The sequence below is a fragment of the Bacillus subtilis subsp. subtilis str. 168 genome, from assembly GCF_000009045.1.
Taxonomy (GTDB): domain Bacteria; phylum Bacillota; class Bacilli; order Bacillales; family Bacillaceae; genus Bacillus; species Bacillus subtilis.
Window position 1 is genome coordinate 140,444 of the sequence record NC_000964.3, and the last position, 16,149, is coordinate 156,592.

The 16,149-nt window shown below is 42.2% G+C and carries 28 protein-coding genes and 1 other RNA gene; all 29 read left to right on the top strand.

Annotated features, from left to right (window positions below):
* The first annotated feature begins 7 nt into the window (after window positions 1–7).
* The 29 genes from rplNA to ybaK all read left to right on the top strand — a co-directional run bounded on the left by rplNA (window position 8) and on the right by ybaK (window position 16,109).
* Window positions 8–376 carry a ribosomal protein L14 gene (rplNA, locus tag BSU_01260; RefSeq protein ID NP_388007.1) on the top strand — a complete coding sequence of 123 codons (369 nt, stop codon included), beginning with the start codon at window positions 8–10 and terminating at the stop codon, window positions 374–376.
* 37 nt (window positions 377–413) lie between these two features.
* Window positions 414–725, top strand: coding sequence for a ribosomal protein L24 (BL23) (gene rplX, locus BSU_01270; protein ID NP_388008.1), 312 nt, complete (start codon window positions 414–416; stop codon window positions 723–725).
* A 26-nt stretch (window positions 726–751) separates the two neighbouring features.
* Complete coding sequence (gene rplE / locus BSU_01280) at window positions 752–1,291, top strand: ribosomal protein L5 (BL6) (RefSeq protein ID NP_388009.1); 540 nt, start codon at window positions 752–754, stop codon at window positions 1,289–1,291.
* Window positions 1,292–1,313: 22 nt separating this feature from the next.
* The gene (rpsNA, locus tag BSU_01290) at window positions 1,314–1,499 is read left to right on the top strand and encodes a ribosomal protein S14 (RefSeq protein NP_388010.1); all 186 of its coding nucleotides are present in this window, start codon (window positions 1,314–1,316) and stop codon (window positions 1,497–1,499) included.
* A 31-nt stretch (window positions 1,500–1,530) separates the two neighbouring features.
* A complete protein-coding gene (rpsH, locus tag BSU_01300) occupies window positions 1,531–1,929 on the top strand; it encodes a ribosomal protein S8 (BS8) (protein NP_388011.2) in 399 nt (132 codons plus the stop codon).
* Between the two features lie 29 nt (window positions 1,930–1,958).
* Window positions 1,959–2,498: a ribosomal protein L6 (BL8) gene (gene rplF, locus BSU_01310; RefSeq protein ID NP_388012.1), complete on the top strand. Its 540-nt coding sequence runs from the start codon at window positions 1,959–1,961 to the stop codon at window positions 2,496–2,498.
* Window positions 2,499–2,530: 32 nt separating this feature from the next.
* Complete coding sequence (gene rplR / locus BSU_01320; protein ID NP_388013.2) at window positions 2,531–2,893, top strand: ribosomal protein L18; 363 nt, start codon at window positions 2,531–2,533, stop codon at window positions 2,891–2,893.
* A gap of 24 nt (window positions 2,894–2,917) precedes the next feature.
* Entirely contained in the window at window positions 2,918–3,418 is a 501-nt protein-coding gene (rpsE, locus tag BSU_01330; protein NP_388014.1) for a ribosomal protein S5, read from the top strand.
* Between the two features lie 13 nt (window positions 3,419–3,431).
* Entirely contained in the window at window positions 3,432–3,611 is a 180-nt protein-coding gene (gene rpmD, locus BSU_01340) for a ribosomal protein L30 (BL27) (RefSeq protein NP_388015.1), read from the top strand.
* Window positions 3,612–3,641: 30 nt separating this feature from the next.
* A complete protein-coding gene (gene rplO / locus BSU_01350) occupies window positions 3,642–4,082 on the top strand; it encodes a ribosomal protein L15 (protein NP_388016.1) in 441 nt (146 codons plus the stop codon).
* Between the two features lies 1 nt (window position 4,083).
* Window positions 4,084–5,379: a preprotein translocase subunit gene (gene secY, locus BSU_01360; protein ID NP_388017.1), complete on the top strand. Its 1,296-nt coding sequence runs from the start codon at window positions 4,084–4,086 to the stop codon at window positions 5,377–5,379.
* A 54-nt stretch (window positions 5,380–5,433) separates the two neighbouring features.
* Window positions 5,434–6,087, top strand: coding sequence for an adenylate kinase (adk, locus tag BSU_01370; RefSeq protein NP_388018.1), 654 nt, complete (start codon window positions 5,434–5,436; stop codon window positions 6,085–6,087).
* On the top strand, window positions 6,084–6,830 hold the full coding sequence (gene mapA / locus BSU_01380) for a methionine aminopeptidase (RefSeq protein ID NP_388019.1): 747 nt from the start codon (window positions 6,084–6,086) through the stop codon (window positions 6,828–6,830). Before adk ends, mapA begins: the two co-directional genes overlap by 4 nt.
* 38 nt (window positions 6,831–6,868) lie before the next feature.
* The gene (ybzG, locus tag BSU_01389; protein YP_003097669.1) at window positions 6,869–7,093 is read left to right on the top strand and encodes a putative ribosome binding protein; all 225 of its coding nucleotides are present in this window, start codon (window positions 6,869–6,871) and stop codon (window positions 7,091–7,093) included.
* Between the two features lie 48 nt (window positions 7,094–7,141).
* A complete protein-coding gene (gene infA / locus BSU_01390) occupies window positions 7,142–7,360 on the top strand; it encodes an initiation factor IF-I (protein ID NP_388020.1) in 219 nt (72 codons plus the stop codon).
* Window positions 7,361–7,393: 33 nt separating this feature from the next.
* Window positions 7,394–7,507 (top strand): ribosomal protein L36 (ribosomal protein B), encoded by a 114-nt coding sequence (rpmJ, locus tag BSU_01400; protein ID NP_388021.1) that lies wholly within the window; start codon window positions 7,394–7,396, stop codon window positions 7,505–7,507.
* Window positions 7,508–7,529: 22 nt separating this feature from the next.
* Window positions 7,530–7,895 carry a ribosomal protein S13 gene (gene rpsM, locus BSU_01410; RefSeq protein ID NP_388022.2) on the top strand — a complete coding sequence of 122 codons (366 nt, stop codon included), beginning with the start codon at window positions 7,530–7,532 and terminating at the stop codon, window positions 7,893–7,895.
* 20 nt (window positions 7,896–7,915) lie between these two features.
* Window positions 7,916–8,311, top strand: a complete 396-nt coding sequence (gene rpsK / locus BSU_01420) for a ribosomal protein S11 (BS11) (protein ID NP_388023.1) — start codon at window positions 7,916–7,918, stop codon at window positions 8,309–8,311.
* A 176-nt stretch (window positions 8,312–8,487) separates the two neighbouring features.
* Window positions 8,488–9,432: an RNA polymerase (alpha subunit) gene (gene rpoA / locus BSU_01430; protein ID NP_388024.1), complete on the top strand. Its 945-nt coding sequence runs from the start codon at window positions 8,488–8,490 to the stop codon at window positions 9,430–9,432.
* 77 nt (window positions 9,433–9,509) lie between these two features.
* Entirely contained in the window at window positions 9,510–9,872 is a 363-nt protein-coding gene (gene rplQ / locus BSU_01440; RefSeq protein NP_388025.1) for a ribosomal protein L17 (BL15), read from the top strand.
* Window positions 9,873–9,999: 127 nt separating this feature from the next.
* Window positions 10,000–10,845 (top strand): energizing coupling factor of ABC influx transporter (ATP-binding protein), encoded by an 846-nt coding sequence (gene ecfA / locus BSU_01450; protein NP_388026.2) that lies wholly within the window; start codon window positions 10,000–10,002, stop codon window positions 10,843–10,845.
* 14 nt (window positions 10,846–10,859) lie between these two features.
* On the top strand, window positions 10,860–11,690 hold the full coding sequence (ecfAB, locus tag BSU_01460; protein ID NP_388027.1) for an energizing coupling factor of ABC influx transporter (ATP-binding protein): 831 nt from the start codon (window positions 10,860–10,862) through the stop codon (window positions 11,688–11,690).
* The gene (gene ecfT, locus BSU_01470; protein ID NP_388028.2) at window positions 11,687–12,484 is read left to right on the top strand and encodes a component of the influx ECF transporters; all 798 of its coding nucleotides are present in this window, start codon (window positions 11,687–11,689) and stop codon (window positions 12,482–12,484) included. Before ecfAB ends, ecfT begins: the two co-directional genes overlap by 4 nt.
* Before the next feature lie 9 nt (window positions 12,485–12,493).
* Window positions 12,494–13,237, top strand: coding sequence for a tRNA pseudouridine (38-40) synthase (gene truA, locus BSU_01480; RefSeq protein ID NP_388029.2), 744 nt, complete (start codon window positions 12,494–12,496; stop codon window positions 13,235–13,237).
* 56 nt (window positions 13,238–13,293) lie between these two features.
* Window positions 13,294–13,350, top strand: an RNA gene (gene ldlM, locus BSU_misc_RNA_4) — putative L13_leader.
* Between the two features lie 48 nt (window positions 13,351–13,398).
* On the top strand, window positions 13,399–13,836 hold the full coding sequence (gene rplM, locus BSU_01490) for a ribosomal protein L13 (protein NP_388030.2): 438 nt from the start codon (window positions 13,399–13,401) through the stop codon (window positions 13,834–13,836).
* 20 nt (window positions 13,837–13,856) lie between these two features.
* Window positions 13,857–14,249: a ribosomal protein S9 gene (gene rpsI / locus BSU_01500; protein NP_388031.1), complete on the top strand. Its 393-nt coding sequence runs from the start codon at window positions 13,857–13,859 to the stop codon at window positions 14,247–14,249.
* 463 nt (window positions 14,250–14,712) lie between these two features.
* Complete coding sequence (gene ybaJ, locus BSU_01510; protein ID NP_388032.2) at window positions 14,713–15,480, top strand: putative methyltransferase; 768 nt, start codon at window positions 14,713–14,715, stop codon at window positions 15,478–15,480.
* 185 nt (window positions 15,481–15,665) lie between these two features.
* Window positions 15,666–16,109 carry a hypothetical protein gene (gene ybaK / locus BSU_01520; protein NP_388033.1) on the top strand — a complete coding sequence of 148 codons (444 nt, stop codon included), beginning with the start codon at window positions 15,666–15,668 and terminating at the stop codon, window positions 16,107–16,109.
* Window positions 16,110–16,149 lie beyond the last annotated feature (40 nt).

Genomic DNA, 16,149 nt, shown 5'->3' on the forward strand with positions numbered 1-16,149 from the left:
ACAAATAATGATTCAACAAGAGACTCGTTTAAAAGTAGCTGACAACTCTGGCGCACGTGAAGTACTTACTATTAAAGTTCTTGGTGGTTCTGGACGTAAAACAGCTAACATTGGTGATGTAATTGTTTGCACGGTTAAACAAGCAACACCAGGAGGCGTTGTCAAAAAAGGTGAAGTCGTAAAAGCTGTTATCGTTCGCACTAAAAGCGGAGCGCGCAGAAGTGACGGTTCATACATCAGCTTCGATGAGAATGCATGTGTTATCATCCGTGACGACAAGAGCCCACGCGGAACTCGTATCTTCGGACCAGTTGCTCGTGAATTGCGTGAAAACAACTTTATGAAAATTGTTTCTCTAGCTCCAGAAGTTATCTAATTGAAATAAATGCCTTACTCAAGGAGGTGCGATCAGGATGCATGTAAAAAAAGGCGATAAAGTTATGGTTATCTCTGGTAAAGATAAAGGCAAACAAGGAACAATCCTTGCTGCTTTCCCTAAAAAGGACCGCGTTTTAGTTGAAGGTGTTAACATGGTAAAGAAACACTCTAAACCAACTCAAGCTAACCCTCAAGGCGGTATTTCTAATCAAGAGGCGCCAATTCATGTATCAAACGTTATGCCGCTCGATCCTAAAACAGGTGAAGTGACTCGCGTAGGATACAAAGTGGAAGATGGCAAAAAAGTTCGTGTAGCAAAAAAATCTGGGCAAGTTCTAGATAAATAGTATTAAAAGGAAGGGAGGTCTATCTCATGAACCGCCTTAAAGAAAAGTACAATAAAGAAATTGCACCTGCTTTAATGACTAAGTTCAACTATGATTCAGTCATGCAAGTGCCTAAAATCGAAAAAATCGTAATCAACATGGGTGTTGGTGACGCTGTTCAAAACGCCAAAGCAATCGACAGTGCTGTTGAGGAATTAACGTTTATCGCAGGTCAAAAACCTGTCGTTACTCGTGCGAAGAAATCAATTGCTGGATTCCGTCTTCGTGAGGGAATGCCTATCGGTGCGAAAGTAACTCTTCGCGGAGAGCGCATGTATGATTTCCTTGATAAACTTATTTCTGTATCTTTACCGCGTGTACGTGACTTCCGCGGGGTTTCTAAAAAATCTTTCGACGGTCGCGGTAACTACACACTTGGTATCAAAGAACAGTTAATCTTCCCTGAAATTGACTACGATAAAGTAACAAAGGTTCGCGGAATGGACATCGTTATCGTAACAACTGCTAATACTGACGAAGAAGCTCGTGAGCTATTAACTCAAGTAGGTATGCCGTTCCAGAAATAATCAATGAAAGGGAGGCGAAATCGTGGCTAAAAAGTCTATGATTGCGAAACAACAACGTACACCAAAGTTTAAAGTACAAGAGTACACACGCTGTGAACGCTGCGGACGTCCGCATTCAGTCATTCGTAAATTTAAACTTTGCCGTATTTGTTTCCGTGAGCTTGCATATAAAGGACAAATTCCTGGCGTGAAAAAAGCCAGCTGGTAATCCCCAAGAAAGGGAAGGAGGTAATTATATAATGGTTATGACAGATCCAATTGCAGATATGCTAACTCGTATTCGCAATGCAAACATGGTACGTCATGAGAAGCTTGAAATTCCTGCTTCTAAATTGAAAAGAGAAATTGCTGAAATTTTAAAGCGTGAAGGTTTCATTCGTGACGTTGAGTTCGTAGAAGACAGCAAACAAGGTATTATCCGCGTTTTCTTGAAATACGGACAAAACAACGAGCGCGTTATCACTGGTCTTAAAAGAATCAGCAAGCCTGGTTTGCGTGTTTATGCTAAATCTAATGAAGTACCCCGCGTACTTAACGGTCTTGGAATCGCGATTATTTCTACATCACAAGGTGTTTTAACGGACAAAGAAGCCCGTGCAAAACAAGCTGGTGGAGAAGTTCTAGCATACGTTTGGTAAGAAGTTTAACATGAATGGAGGTGTTTGGTATGTCTCGTGTAGGTAAGAAGCTACTTGAGATTCCTTCTGATGTTACAGTAACGTTAAATGATAACAACACTGTAGCTGTGAAAGGACCAAAAGGAGAATTAACTCGTACGTTTCACCCTGATATGGAGATTAAAGTAGAGGACAATGTGCTTACAGTCGCTCGTCCTTCTGATCAAAAAGAGCACCGTGCCCTGCATGGTACGACTCGCAGTCTGCTTGGCAACATGGTTGAAGGTGTATCTAAAGGATTTGAAAGAGGTTTGGAATTAGTCGGTGTCGGTTACCGTGCTTCTAAATCCGGAAATAAACTTGTTTTAAACGTTGGATACTCTCATCCTGTTGAGATCGTTCCTGAAGAAGGCATCGAAATCGAAGTTCCTTCTCAAACAAAAGTAGTTGTAAAAGGTACAGACAAAGAACGCGTAGGAGCTATTGCTGCTAACATCCGCGCTGTACGTTCTCCAGAGCCTTACAAAGGTAAAGGAATCCGCTACGAAGGTGAAGTTGTTCGCCGTAAAGAAGGTAAATCTGCTAAGTAAGATCGCTTAAAGTGAAGAAAGGAGTGACCTAGATGATTACGAAAACTAGCAAAAATGCTGCTCGTCTTAAAAGACACGCTCGTGTTCGCGCTAAACTTTCCGGTACTGCTGAAAGACCGCGCCTGAACGTTTTCCGTTCTAACAAGCACATTTACGCTCAAATCATCGATGATGTAAATGGTGTAACACTTGCTAGTGCATCTACTCTCGATAAAGACTTGAACGTTGAAAGCACTGGAGATACTTCTGCTGCTACTAAAGTTGGAGAATTAGTTGCAAAACGCGCTGCTGAAAAAGGCATTTCTGACGTAGTATTTGACCGTGGCGGATACTTATACCATGGACGTGTAAAAGCTTTGGCTGATGCCGCTCGTGAAGCTGGACTTAAATTTTAATAAAAGAAGGAGGGACACATGATTATGCGTCGTATTGACCCAAGCAAATTAGAGTTAGAAGAACGCTTAGTTACGGTTAACCGCGTAGCGAAAGTTGTTAAAGGTGGTCGTCGTTTCCGCTTCGCAGCTCTAGTCGTTGTCGGTGACAAAAACGGACACGTAGGATTCGGTACTGGTAAAGCACAAGAAGTACCAGAAGCGATTCGCAAAGCTGTTGAAGATGCGAAAAAGAATTTGATTGAAGTACCAATGGTTGGAACTACAATTCCACACGAAATCATCGGACGTTTCGGTGCAGGTAACATCTTGTTAAAACCTGCTTCTGAAGGTACTGGAGTTATCGCTGGAGGCCCTGTACGTGCGGTACTTGAGCTAGCTGGTGTAGCTGATATCCTTTCTAAGTCTTTAGGTTCTAACACACCGATCAACATGATTCGTGCAACACTTCAAGGTTTAAGTGAACTTAAACGTGCTGAAGACGTTGCGAAGCTTCGTGGAAAATCTGTAGAAGAACTGTTAGGATAAGGAGGGAACATTAATGGCTAAATTAGAAATTACCCTCAAACGAAGTGTAATCGGTCGCCCGGAAGACCAACGCGTTACTGTAAGAACACTTGGTTTAAAGAAAACAAACCAAACTGTTGTTCATGAAGACAACGCTGCGATCCGTGGTATGATTAATAAAGTATCTCATTTAGTTTCTGTTAAAGAACAATAAAAATATTTGATCGGATAAGGAGGTGTCCTAATGAAACTTCATGAATTAAAACCTTCAGAAGGTTCACGCAAAACGCGTAATCGCGTAGGTCGTGGTATTGGTTCTGGCAACGGTAAAACAGCTGGTAAAGGTCACAAAGGTCAAAACGCTCGTTCTGGCGGCGGTGTACGCCCTGGATTCGAGGGGGGACAAATGCCTTTATTCCAACGTCTTCCTAAACGTGGTTTCACTAACATCAACCGCAAGGAATACGCTGTAGTCAACCTAGACAAATTGAACGGTTTTGCAGAAGGAACGGAAGTCACTCCTGAACTTCTTCTAGAGACTGGTGTTATTAGCAAACTTAATGCAGGAGTAAAGATTCTTGGCAACGGTAAATTAGAGAAAAAATTAACTGTAAAAGCCAATAAATTCTCTGCTTCTGCGAAAGAAGCTGTTGAAGCTGCTGGCGGTACAGCTGAGGTGATCTAACTTGTTTAAAACAATCTCCAACTTTATGCGTGTGAGTGATATCAGGAATAAAATCATATTCACTTTACTCATGCTTATCGTCTTTCGCATAGGTGCGTTTATTCCTGTGCCTTACGTTAACGCTGAAGCGTTACAGGCACAGTCTCAAATGGGTGTTTTTGATCTCCTTAATACATTTGGCGGCGGTGCGCTTTACCAATTTTCCATTTTCGCAATGGGAATTACTCCTTATATCACGGCTTCGATCATCATTCAGCTGCTTCAGATGGATGTGGTACCGAAGTTTACCGAGTGGTCTAAGCAAGGTGAAGTTGGCCGCCGTAAATTAGCTCAGTTCACAAGGTACTTTACGATTGTGCTTGGTTTCATCCAAGCGTTAGGTATGTCATATGGATTCAACAATCTGGCAAACGGTATGCTGATCGAAAAATCCGGTGTATCGACATATCTTATCATTGCTTTAGTGCTCACTGGCGGAACTGCCTTTTTAATGTGGCTTGGGGAACAAATTACTTCTCATGGAGTAGGCAACGGAATATCGATCATTATCTTCGCGGGGATTGTGTCTAGTATTCCAAAAACAATTGGGCAAATATATGAGACTCAATTTGTCGGCAGCAACGATCAGTTGTTTATTCATATTGTGAAAGTCGCACTTCTTGTGATTGCGATTTTAGCAGTTATTGTTGGAGTTATTTTCATTCAGCAAGCCGTACGGAAAATTGCGATTCAATATGCTAAAGGCACAGGTCGTTCACCTGCTGGCGGAGGTCAGTCTACACACCTTCCATTGAAAGTGAATCCTGCAGGGGTTATTCCGGTAATCTTTGCGGTTGCGTTTTTGATAACGCCGCGGACGATCGCGTCATTCTTTGGAACAAACGATGTGACAAAGTGGATTCAAAACAACTTTGATAATACGCATCCGGTGGGTATGGCGATATATGTTGCGTTGATTATTGCCTTTACGTACTTTTATGCTTTTGTACAGGTAAACCCTGAACAAATGGCTGATAACCTTAAAAAACAGGGTGGCTATATCCCGGGGGTTCGTCCAGGGAAAATGACTCAAGATAGAATTACGAGCATTTTGTATCGACTTACGTTTGTGGGTTCTATATTCTTAGCCGTGATTTCCATTCTTCCTATCTTTTTCATTCAATTCGCTGGATTGCCTCAAAGTGCACAAATTGGCGGAACATCTTTGTTAATTGTTGTCGGGGTAGCCTTGGAGACAATGAAACAACTAGAAAGCCAGTTGGTGAAACGAAACTACCGTGGATTTATGAAAAACTAGAGGAAATGGATTTATCCATTCCCTCTTAATAAAGAGAGGACGGGGGAAATCCGAATGAACTTAGTCTTAATGGGGCTTCCTGGTGCCGGTAAAGGCACACAGGGCGAACGAATTGTTGAGGATTATGGGATTCCTCATATCTCAACAGGAGATATGTTCCGTGCTGCTATGAAAGAAGAAACACCACTCGGACTCGAAGCAAAATCTTATATTGATAAGGGAGAGCTCGTACCTGACGAAGTCACAATCGGAATTGTAAAAGAGAGACTTGGCAAAGATGATTGTGAAAGAGGTTTTCTTCTGGACGGATTTCCGCGAACAGTCGCTCAAGCCGAAGCTCTTGAAGAAATTCTTGAGGAATACGGCAAGCCGATTGATTATGTCATTAACATTGAAGTCGACAAAGATGTTCTGATGGAACGTCTGACTGGACGCAGAATTTGCAGTGTTTGCGGCACAACCTATCATTTAGTCTTTAATCCGCCGAAAACGCCGGGTATTTGTGATAAAGACGGAGGCGAACTCTATCAACGGGCAGATGATAATGAGGAAACAGTCTCTAAACGGCTTGAGGTAAACATGAAGCAAACTCAGCCTTTACTCGATTTCTATTCAGAGAAAGGTTATCTTGCAAACGTGAATGGCCAGCAGGACATTCAAGACGTTTATGCAGATGTGAAGGATCTTCTTGGAGGATTAAAAAAATGATTATCTGTAAAACCCCACGTGAACTTGGTATCATGCGGGAAGCAGGGCGAATCGTGGCTTTAACTCATGAAGAGTTAAAAAAGCACATTAAACCAGGAATCTCGACAAAAGAATTGGATCAAATTGCCGAACGTTTTATTAAGAAGCAGGGTGCAATCCCATCTTTTAAGGGGTATAATGGGTTTCGCGGGAGCATTTGCGTATCAGTTAATGAAGAACTCGTTCACGGCATACCTGGCAGCAGGGTGCTGAAGGACGGTGACATCATCAGTATTGATATCGGTGCTAAATTAAATGGTTATCATGGTGACTCTGCATGGACATATCCGGTAGGAAACATCAGCGATGATGACAAAAAACTTCTGGAAGTGACAGAGGAGTCTTTATATAAAGGCTTGCAGGAAGCAAAACCAGGTGAACGTTTGTCGAATATTTCCCACGCAATACAAACGTATGTCGAAAATGAGCAGTTTTCAGTTGTTAGGGAGTATGTCGGACATGGTGTTGGTCAAGACTTGCATGAGGACCCGCAAATTCCTCATTACGGTCCGCCCAACAAAGGACCACGGCTTAAACCTGGCATGGTTCTCGCTATTGAACCTATGGTGAACGCTGGCAGCCGCTACGTGAAAACATTGGCTGATAACTGGACGGTTGTAACGGTAGATGGGAAAAAGTGTGCTCATTTTGAACATACGATTGCGATTACGGAAACGGGTTTTGATATACTGACGAGAGTCTAGATGATGAAAATAATTCCGAAGACAGATGTTTTTCAAGCTTGATAGGGCAGAAAGCTTGGGTGAACATTGGCAAGACCGAATTCATCTTGCTTCTTGTCGTTGGAATTTTAACCATCATCAATGTACTAACAGCAGACGGAGAAAAGCGTACATTTCATTCTCCTAAGAAAAAGAATATCAATCATTTAACCCTTTATGATTGCGTATCTCCGGAAGTTCAGAACAGTATAAACGAAACAGGGCGTGTGACAAACTTCTTTTGAAATTTGTCAGAAAGCAAGTTACTGATTTGAAGAAGGGAGAACACTTGAATGGCGAAAGACGATGTAATTGAAGTGGAAGGTACTATAGTCGAAACACTGCCAAACGCGATGTTCAAAGTTGAACTTGAAAATGGCCACACTGTTTTGGCTCATGTATCTGGTAAAATCCGCATGCACTTCATTCGCATTTTACCTGGAGACAAAGTTACGGTAGAATTATCTCCATATGACTTAACTCGTGGCAGGATTACGTACCGTTACAAATAAAGCACTCCGGAAACTGAAGGAGGTTGGAAACACATGAAAGTGAGACCATCAGTTAAACCAATCTGCGAAAAATGTAAAGTTATTCGCAGAAAAGGAAAAGTAATGGTGATCTGTGAAAATCCAAAGCATAAACAAAAACAAGGATAATTTATAAGGAGGTGCCCAGAGAATGGCTCGTATTGCTGGTGTAGATATCCCACGTGACAAACGTGTTGTTATTTCTTTAACATACATCTTCGGAATTGGCCGCACAACGGCTCAGCAAGTTTTAAAAGAAGCTGGAGTTTCAGAAGATACTCGTGTGCGCGATCTTACTGAAGAAGAACTTGGTAAAATCCGTGATATTATTGACAAACTGAAAGTAGAAGGTGACCTTCGCCGTGAAGTTTCTCTTAATATCAAACGTCTGATCGAAATCGGAAGCTACCGCGGAATCCGTCATCGCAGAGGATTACCTGTTCGCGGACAAAACTCTAAAAACAACGCGCGTACTCGTAAAGGTCCGCGTCGTACTGTAGCTAACAAGAAAAAATAAGTAAGGGAGGTTCTTAAACAATGGCTGCTGCTCGTAAATCTAACACGCGTAAACGTCGCGTGAAAAAGAATATTGAGTCTGGAATTGCTCATATTCGTTCAACTTTCAATAACACGATCGTTACGATCACTGACACTCATGGTAATGCTATTTCTTGGTCTAGTGCCGGAGCTTTAGGATTCAGAGGTTCTCGTAAATCTACTCCTTTTGCTGCGCAAATGGCTGCAGAAACAGCTGCTAAAGGTTCAATCGAACATGGTCTTAAAACTCTAGAGGTTACTGTTAAAGGACCTGGTTCAGGCCGTGAAGCTGCAATCCGTGCACTTCAAGCTGCTGGACTAGAAGTCACTGCTATCAGAGACGTAACTCCTGTTCCTCATAACGGATGCCGTCCACCAAAACGTCGCCGCGTGTAATTTGTTTGTATAGATTTTGTGTCCCTGTCAATAATGGGTTATGATACAGTTATTTATGAAACGAATGCACCGACTCGTTGCCTGAGCACATACGGGACTAAACAATGGGGAATTTCGGATGGAATCTCATATGATTCTATTCGAGGTTTCGACGTTTTGAAGGAGGGTTTTAAGTAATGATCGAGATTGAAAAACCAAAAATCGAAACGGTTGAAATCAGCGACGATGCCAAATTTGGTAAGTTTGTCGTAGAGCCACTTGAGCGTGGATATGGTACAACTCTGGGTAACTCCTTACGTCGTATCCTCTTATCCTCACTCCCTGGTGCCGCTGTAACATCAATCCAGATAGATGGTGTACTGCACGAATTCTCGACAATTGAAGGCGTTGTGGAAGATGTTACAACGATTATCTTACACATTAAAAAGCTTGCATTGAAAATCTACTCTGATGAAGAGAAGACGCTAGAAATTGATGTACAGGGTGAAGGAACTGTAACGGCAGCTGATATTACACACGATAGTGATGTAGAGATCTTAAATCCTGATCTTCATATCGCGACTCTTGGTGAGAATGCGAGTTTCCGAGTTCGCCTTACTGCTCAAAGAGGACGTGGGTATACGCCTGCTGACGCAAACAAGAGAGACGATCAGCCAATCGGCGTGATTCCGATCGATTCTATCTATACGCCAGTTTCTCGTGTATCTTATCAGGTAGAGAACACTCGTGTAGGCCAAGTTGCAAACTATGATAAACTTACACTTGATGTTTGGACTGATGGAAGCACTGGACCGAAAGAAGCAATTGCGCTTGGTTCAAAGATTTTAACTGAACACCTTAATATATTCGTTGGTTTAACTGACGAAGCTCAACATGCTGAAATCATGGTTGAAAAAGAAGAAGATCAAAAAGAGAAAGTTCTTGAAATGACAATTGAAGAATTGGATCTTTCTGTTCGTTCTTACAACTGCTTAAAGCGTGCGGGTATTAACACGGTTCAAGAGCTTGCGAACAAGACGGAAGAAGATATGATGAAAGTTCGAAATCTAGGACGCAAATCACTTGAAGAAGTGAAAGCGAAACTAGAAGAACTTGGACTCGGACTTCGCAAAGACGATTGACTAGTTTCCCTTGTGAACTAGGATTTTCGTGTGTTTATTATTCAGAAACAGCATTCCAATAAAGGAGGGGACATCACATGTCATACAGAAAACTAGGACGTACGAGTGCACAGCGTAAAGCTATGCTTCGTGATCTTACAACTGATTTGATCATCAACGAAAGAATCGAAACAACTGAAACACGTGCGAAAGAACTTCGCTCTGTAGTTGAAAAAATGATCACGCTTGGCAAACGCGGTGATCTTCACGCTCGCCGTCAAGCTGCTGCATACATCCGCAACGAGGTTGCAAACGAAGAAAATAATCAAGATGCACTTCAAAAATTATTCTCTGACATTGCAACTCGTTACGAGGAGCGCCAAGGTGGATACACACGTATTATGAAGCTTGGTCCTCGCCGTGGTGACGGAGCACCAATGGCAATTATCGAATTGGTTTAATCACATATTTTTGTGTATCTAAAGAAGGGCGGGACAGTTTCTAACTGGATCTATGCCCTTTTTTTAGATACTGCAACTTTTAATAGAGAGAAAAGCAGAGCATTAGCTGAGAGGAGGCCGGTTTTCCATGAATCAAAATCAGTTGATATCGGTAGAGGATATCGTATTTCGATATCGGAAGGACGCAGAAAGACGAGCACTAGACGGCGTCTCCCTGCAGGTGTATGAGGGTGAATGGCTTGCAATCGTAGGTCATAACGGTTCAGGGAAATCAACACTGGCCCGGGCATTGAATGGTTTAATTCTTCCTGAATCAGGCGACATTGAGGTTGCCGGGATTCAATTGACAGAGGAATCTGTTTGGGAAGTGCGTAAGAAGATAGGTATGGTCTTTCAAAATCCGGATAACCAATTTGTCGGAACGACTGTTCGCGATGATGTGGCTTTTGGTTTAGAAAACAATGGTGTACCGCGGGAAGAAATGATTGAGAGAGTAGACTGGGCAGTAAAACAGGTGAATATGCAAGATTTTCTCGATCAAGAGCCGCACCATCTCTCCGGAGGCCAAAAGCAGAGAGTTGCGATTGCGGGGGTTATTGCCGCACGTCCTGATATTATTATCTTAGATGAAGCAACATCCATGCTTGATCCGATCGGGCGAGAAGAAGTGCTTGAAACGGTAAGACATTTAAAAGAGCAGGGCATGGCGACTGTCATATCCATTACACATGACCTGAATGAGGCAGCAAAAGCAGACAGGATCATTGTCATGAATGGCGGTAAAAAATATGCTGAAGGGCCGCCTGAAGAGATTTTTAAATTGAATAAAGAACTTGTTCGAATTGGGCTTGATTTACCCTTCTCATTCCAGCTTAGCCAGCTTTTAAGAGAAAATGGACTGGCTTTGGAAGAAAACCATTTGACTCAGGAAGGGCTGGTGAAAGAGCTGTGGACATTACAATCAAAGATGTAGAGCATCGCTATCAGATGAAGACCCCGTTTGAGCGCCTAGCACTGTATGATATCAATGCATCGATTAAAGAAGGAAGCTACGTAGCCGTTATCGGGCATACAGGCTCTGGCAAGTCCACTCTTCTACAGCACCTAAATGGTCTCCTGAAGCCGACGAAGGGACAGATATCACTAGGCAGCACTGTCATTCAGGCAGGGAAAAAGAATAAAGATCTGAAAAAACTTCGTAAAAAAGTCGGAATCGTTTTCCAATTTCCTGAGCATCAATTATTCGAAGAAACAGTTCTTAAAGATATTTCATTCGGACCGATGAACTTTGGTGTTAAAAAAGAAGATGCTGAACAAAAAGCGAGAGAGATGCTGCAGCTTGTAGGTTTATCAGAAGAGCTTTTGGACAGGTCACCCTTTGAATTAAGCGGGGGACAAATGCGCAGAGTTGCAATTGCCGGCGTACTTGCAATGGACCCTGAAGTGCTTGTTCTGGATGAACCGACTGCAGGATTGGACCCAAGAGGGCGAAAAGAGATTATGGACATGTTTTATGAGCTTCATCAACGTGGGAACTTGACGACGATCCTTGTGACACACAGCATGGAGGATGCAGCTGCATACGCTGATGAAATGATTGTTATGCATAAAGGAACGATACAAGCATCAGGCAGTCCGCGTGATCTGTTTTTAAAGGGTGAAGAGATGGCCGGCTGGGGGCTGGATCTTCCTGAAACAATAAAATTCCAAAGACACCTTGAAGCTGCACTGGGTGTGAGATTTAATGAGCCTATGCTCACAATCGAAGATGCCGCTGCCGAAATCCGTGCTCTTTTTCAGGGAGAGAAGACTTTATGATGGACAGCATGATTATCGGCAAGTATGTACCGGGGACTTCACTTGTGCACCGGCTTGACCCCAGAACAAAACTGATCACGATCTTTTTATTTGTCTGCATTGTATTCTTAGCCAATAATGTTCAGACATATGCGTTGCTTGGTTTATTTACAATTGGCGTCGTTTCTTTAACAAGAGTTCCTTTCTCTTTTTTAATGAAAGGGCTGAAGCCAATCATCTGGATTGTCCTTTTTACGTTCCTTCTTCACATTCTTATGACACATGAAGGACCGATTATCTTTCAAATAGGTTTTTTCAAAGTCTATGAGGGCGGTCTGGTTCAGGGGATATTCATTTCTCTTAGATTCGTCTATTTGATTTTAATCACAACCTTATTAACGCTTACGACTACACCGATTGAGATTACCGATGGAATGGAGCAGCTGCTGAACCCATTGAAAAAATTAAAGCTTCCTGTTCATGAGCTGGCTCTTATGATGTCAATTTCTTTACGGTTTATTCCGACACTGATGGAGGAGACAGATAAGATCATGAAGGCTCAGATGGCGCGAGGCGTTGATTTTACAAGCGGGCCTGTCAAAGAAAGAGTGAAGGCTATTGTCCCGCTTCTTGTCCCGCTCTTCGTCAGCGCATTTAAACGCGCCGAAGAGCTTGCGGTGGCAATGGAAGCAAGAGGCTATCAAGGCGGAGAAGGACGTACGAAATATAGAAAGCTTGTATGGACAGGAAAAGACACTTCTGTCATTGTCAGCTTAATTGTATTAGCTGCTTTGTTATTTTTCTTAAGGGCTTAGAGGTGCTGTATGAGACTGAAATGCACGATTTCTTATGACGGACATTTGTTTAACGGTTATCAGGTTCAGCCGGGCAAAAGAACGGTTCAGGATGAACTGGAGAAGGCTTTGGCTGTCCTGCATAAGTCAAAAGACAGAATTCCGGTCGTTTCGTCTGGAAGAACAGACAGCGGGGTTCACGCAGCCGGACAGGTGATTCATTTTGACACTCCGCTGTCTATCCCGGCTGAGAGATGGCCATATGCCTTAAATGCACTGCTTCCGGACGATATCGCAGTCAAACAGGCAGAAATTGCGGATGATGGGTTCCATGCACGATTTAGCGCAGTCAAAAAAGAATATCGCTACTTTGTATACACGGAGAAACACCCGGACGTATTTAAACGGCATTACGCTTACCATTTTTCATATCGCCTTAATGTGCAGGACATGAGAGAAGCGGCAAAGCATCTTATAGGGACACATGATTTTACGAGCTTTTGCGCGGCTAAAACAGAAGTGCAGGACAAGGTAAGAACGATATACGAACTTGATTGGACTGAGACGGCTGACGGCCTGCAAATGCGGATCACAGGCAGCGGTTTCTTATATAATATGGTCAGAATTATTGCGGGTACTTTGCTTGATGCAGGTATTGGAAAAATTTCTCCCGATGAGGTGAAATCCATGCTGGAAGCGAAGGATCGCGAAGCGGCAGGGCGCACAGCGCCGGGGCACGGGCTATATTTATGGAACGTTTACTATGACAACTAAACCAGGTGTATAATATTTTCTTGACAGAGTCTGCATAAAGTTATAAGATATCATATGGTATGTATTTCAACCCCACGATAAGCCCCGGAACTTATTGTGTTGTGAAATAGAACGTAATCGAAGTTTATTGAAAATGACAGATCATTTAGGAGGGAAATTCAATGCGTACAACACCTATGGCTAACGCAAGTACTATTGAACGCAAGTGGTTAGTTGTTGATGCTGCTGGCAAGACTTTAGGTCGTCTTTCTTCAGAAGTTGCAGCTATCCTTCGCGGAAAACACAAACCAACTTACACACCACACGTTGATACTGGAGATCATGTGATCATCATCAACGCTGAAAAAATCGAGTTAACTGGTAAAAAGTTAACTGACAAAATCTACTACCGTCACACTCAACATCCAGGCGGATTAAAATCAAGAACTGCTCTTGAAATGCGTACAAACTACCCTGAGAAAATGCTTGAGCTTGCTATCAAAGGCATGCTTCCAAAAGGTTCTCTAGGTCGTCAAATGTTCAAAAAATTGAACGTATACCGTGGTTCTGAGCATCCACACGAAGCACAAAAACCTGAAGTTTACGAACTTCGCGGTTAATTAAAAAGGAGGTTACCAATTTGGCACAGGTTCAATATTACGGTACTGGCCGTCGTAAAAGCTCTGTAGCGCGTGTGCGTTTAGTTCCAGGAGAAGGCCGTATCGTCGTTAATAATCGTGAAATCAGCGAACATATCCCATCTGCAGCTTTAATCGAAGATATCAAACAACCATTAACTTTGACTGAAACAGCTGGCACTTATGATGTTTTAGTAAACGTACATGGAGGCGGCCTATCTGGTCAAGCTGGAGCAATCCGTCACGGTATCGCTCGTGCTTTGCTTGAAGCAGATCCAGAATACCGTACAACTCTTAAACGTGCAGGTCTTCTGACTCGTGACGCTCGTATGAAAGAACGTAAAAAATACGGTCTTAAAGGCGCTCGTCGTGCACCTCAGTTCTCAAAACGTTAATTTTACGTTTTCAAAAAGCTCTCGACCTTGGGTTGGGAGCTTTTTTCTTTCAATAAAACGTGGCAGTCCCGCATAAAAATAACAACTGAATGGACGCTTGACGGGGTTAAGCAAATTGTTTGTTTATAAACGGTCTCTTTGTAATAATCATGGTAGATTTCATTCTTATTCAATTGGAAGTTCGGTCAATGTTTATTATCGTTATGTGATCAGCCCAGCTCCATCTAACCACTGTATCTCATCCGTTAAAGTTCACTGCTGATTCTTAACCCGGAGAAACAATAGCTCTCATTGCTAATGGCTTTATGTAACGAAGTAAAAGTAAATCTGATGATATAAATCACATATCTCCTTTGTGATTTTTTTGCGTTTTTATGAACTTTTTTCTAAATATGCAAAGGGAAAGCGATATCAATCTAGAAATATTTGTTATACTCTATACATTAAAGTAAGGAGAAGATTCATGAATGCGTTAGTAGCTCATAATAGCAAAGCCTGGGATAAAAAAGTAGAAACAGGCAATGAATGGACTGTTGCTGTTGAACAGCAGGTTATCGAACAAGCAAAAAAAGGCAATTGGGATATAAGGGTAACACCAATGAAAGATGTACCGAAGGATTGGTTTCCGCCTATCAAAGGTCTGAAAGTACTCTGTTTAGCATCAGGCGGCGGCCAGCAGGGTCCAGTTTTGGCAGCCGCAGGCGCGGATGTCACTGTATTAGATAACTCAGAAAAACAGCTGAATCAGGATAGAATGATTGCTGAGCGAGATGGTCTGACGATACACACTGTCAAAGGAAGCATGGACGATTTAAGTGTATTTAATGATGAATCATTTGATGTCATTGTACATCCTGTTGCCAATGTTTTTGTTGAGAATGTCCTCCCGGTATGGAAGGAAGCGTACCGTGTGTTGAAAAGGAACGGCATTCTAATCTCGGGTTTTGTCAATCCTGTTGTATTTCTGTTTGATACAGAATTAGAACAGCAAGGTGTTTTAAAAGTAAAACACTCTATTCCATACGCTGACCCAGAAGATCTTCCGAAACATAAAGTGAAAAAACTGATCGAAAATAATGAGGCTCTGGAATTCGGCCATTCCTTAGAAGACCAAATCAAAGGCCAAATTGATGCCGGTTTTATCGTTACTGGTTTTTATGAAGATAAAGGCGGTTTTGTATTAGACCAATATATCCATACATATTCTGCAACAAGAAGCGTGAAAGTATGAAAAGCAGCGACCTGTTAGAGGGGCTGCTTTTTTCATAACCAATTACAGAACATTTGTTCCTCACCCTGCAGAAAGCTGATTTTTTATCAATGTTACACCTTCATTTGGGCGAATTTCCAACCGAATTCGGGCATTGTTTCATCATCCAAACCTCAAAATAATCGGTAAAAGGAGAGTGAATTTATATGGCAGAAGTACTGTCTTTTATGGATGTGAAACGCCAAAAGGATTTTGAATTAGAAAAGAACTTGCTCAAAGAACTCTCTCTGAGACAAATTATCCAGTCTGTTAAGGATTGTTTGGAACCATTATTTCCATTTTTACATGATGAACGAGATATTATTACCGAAGGCTGTATTGATTTTGCGATTGAAGCTTATTTGTTAGGCGGGCGTTTTGGGATATTCGGCTATTACGGAGAATCAATGCAGAGTATCAGTGCCCGCTCTGCAAGAGAAGAAGAAGAGCTGCGTATGGAGTTTTTTGATTATCTCTATAATTGGATACACGAGCAATACGCAACATTTGATAAAAACACTGTTTATGAAGCGGCACGCAAGTTCATTAAAGATTGGTGGACAGCAGGGTTTGTTCAAAGAGAAAAACAGTGTAAGCTTCGCATGCGGTAATCATATTTCCCGACCCTGTCCCATAGTTATGTAATAACGG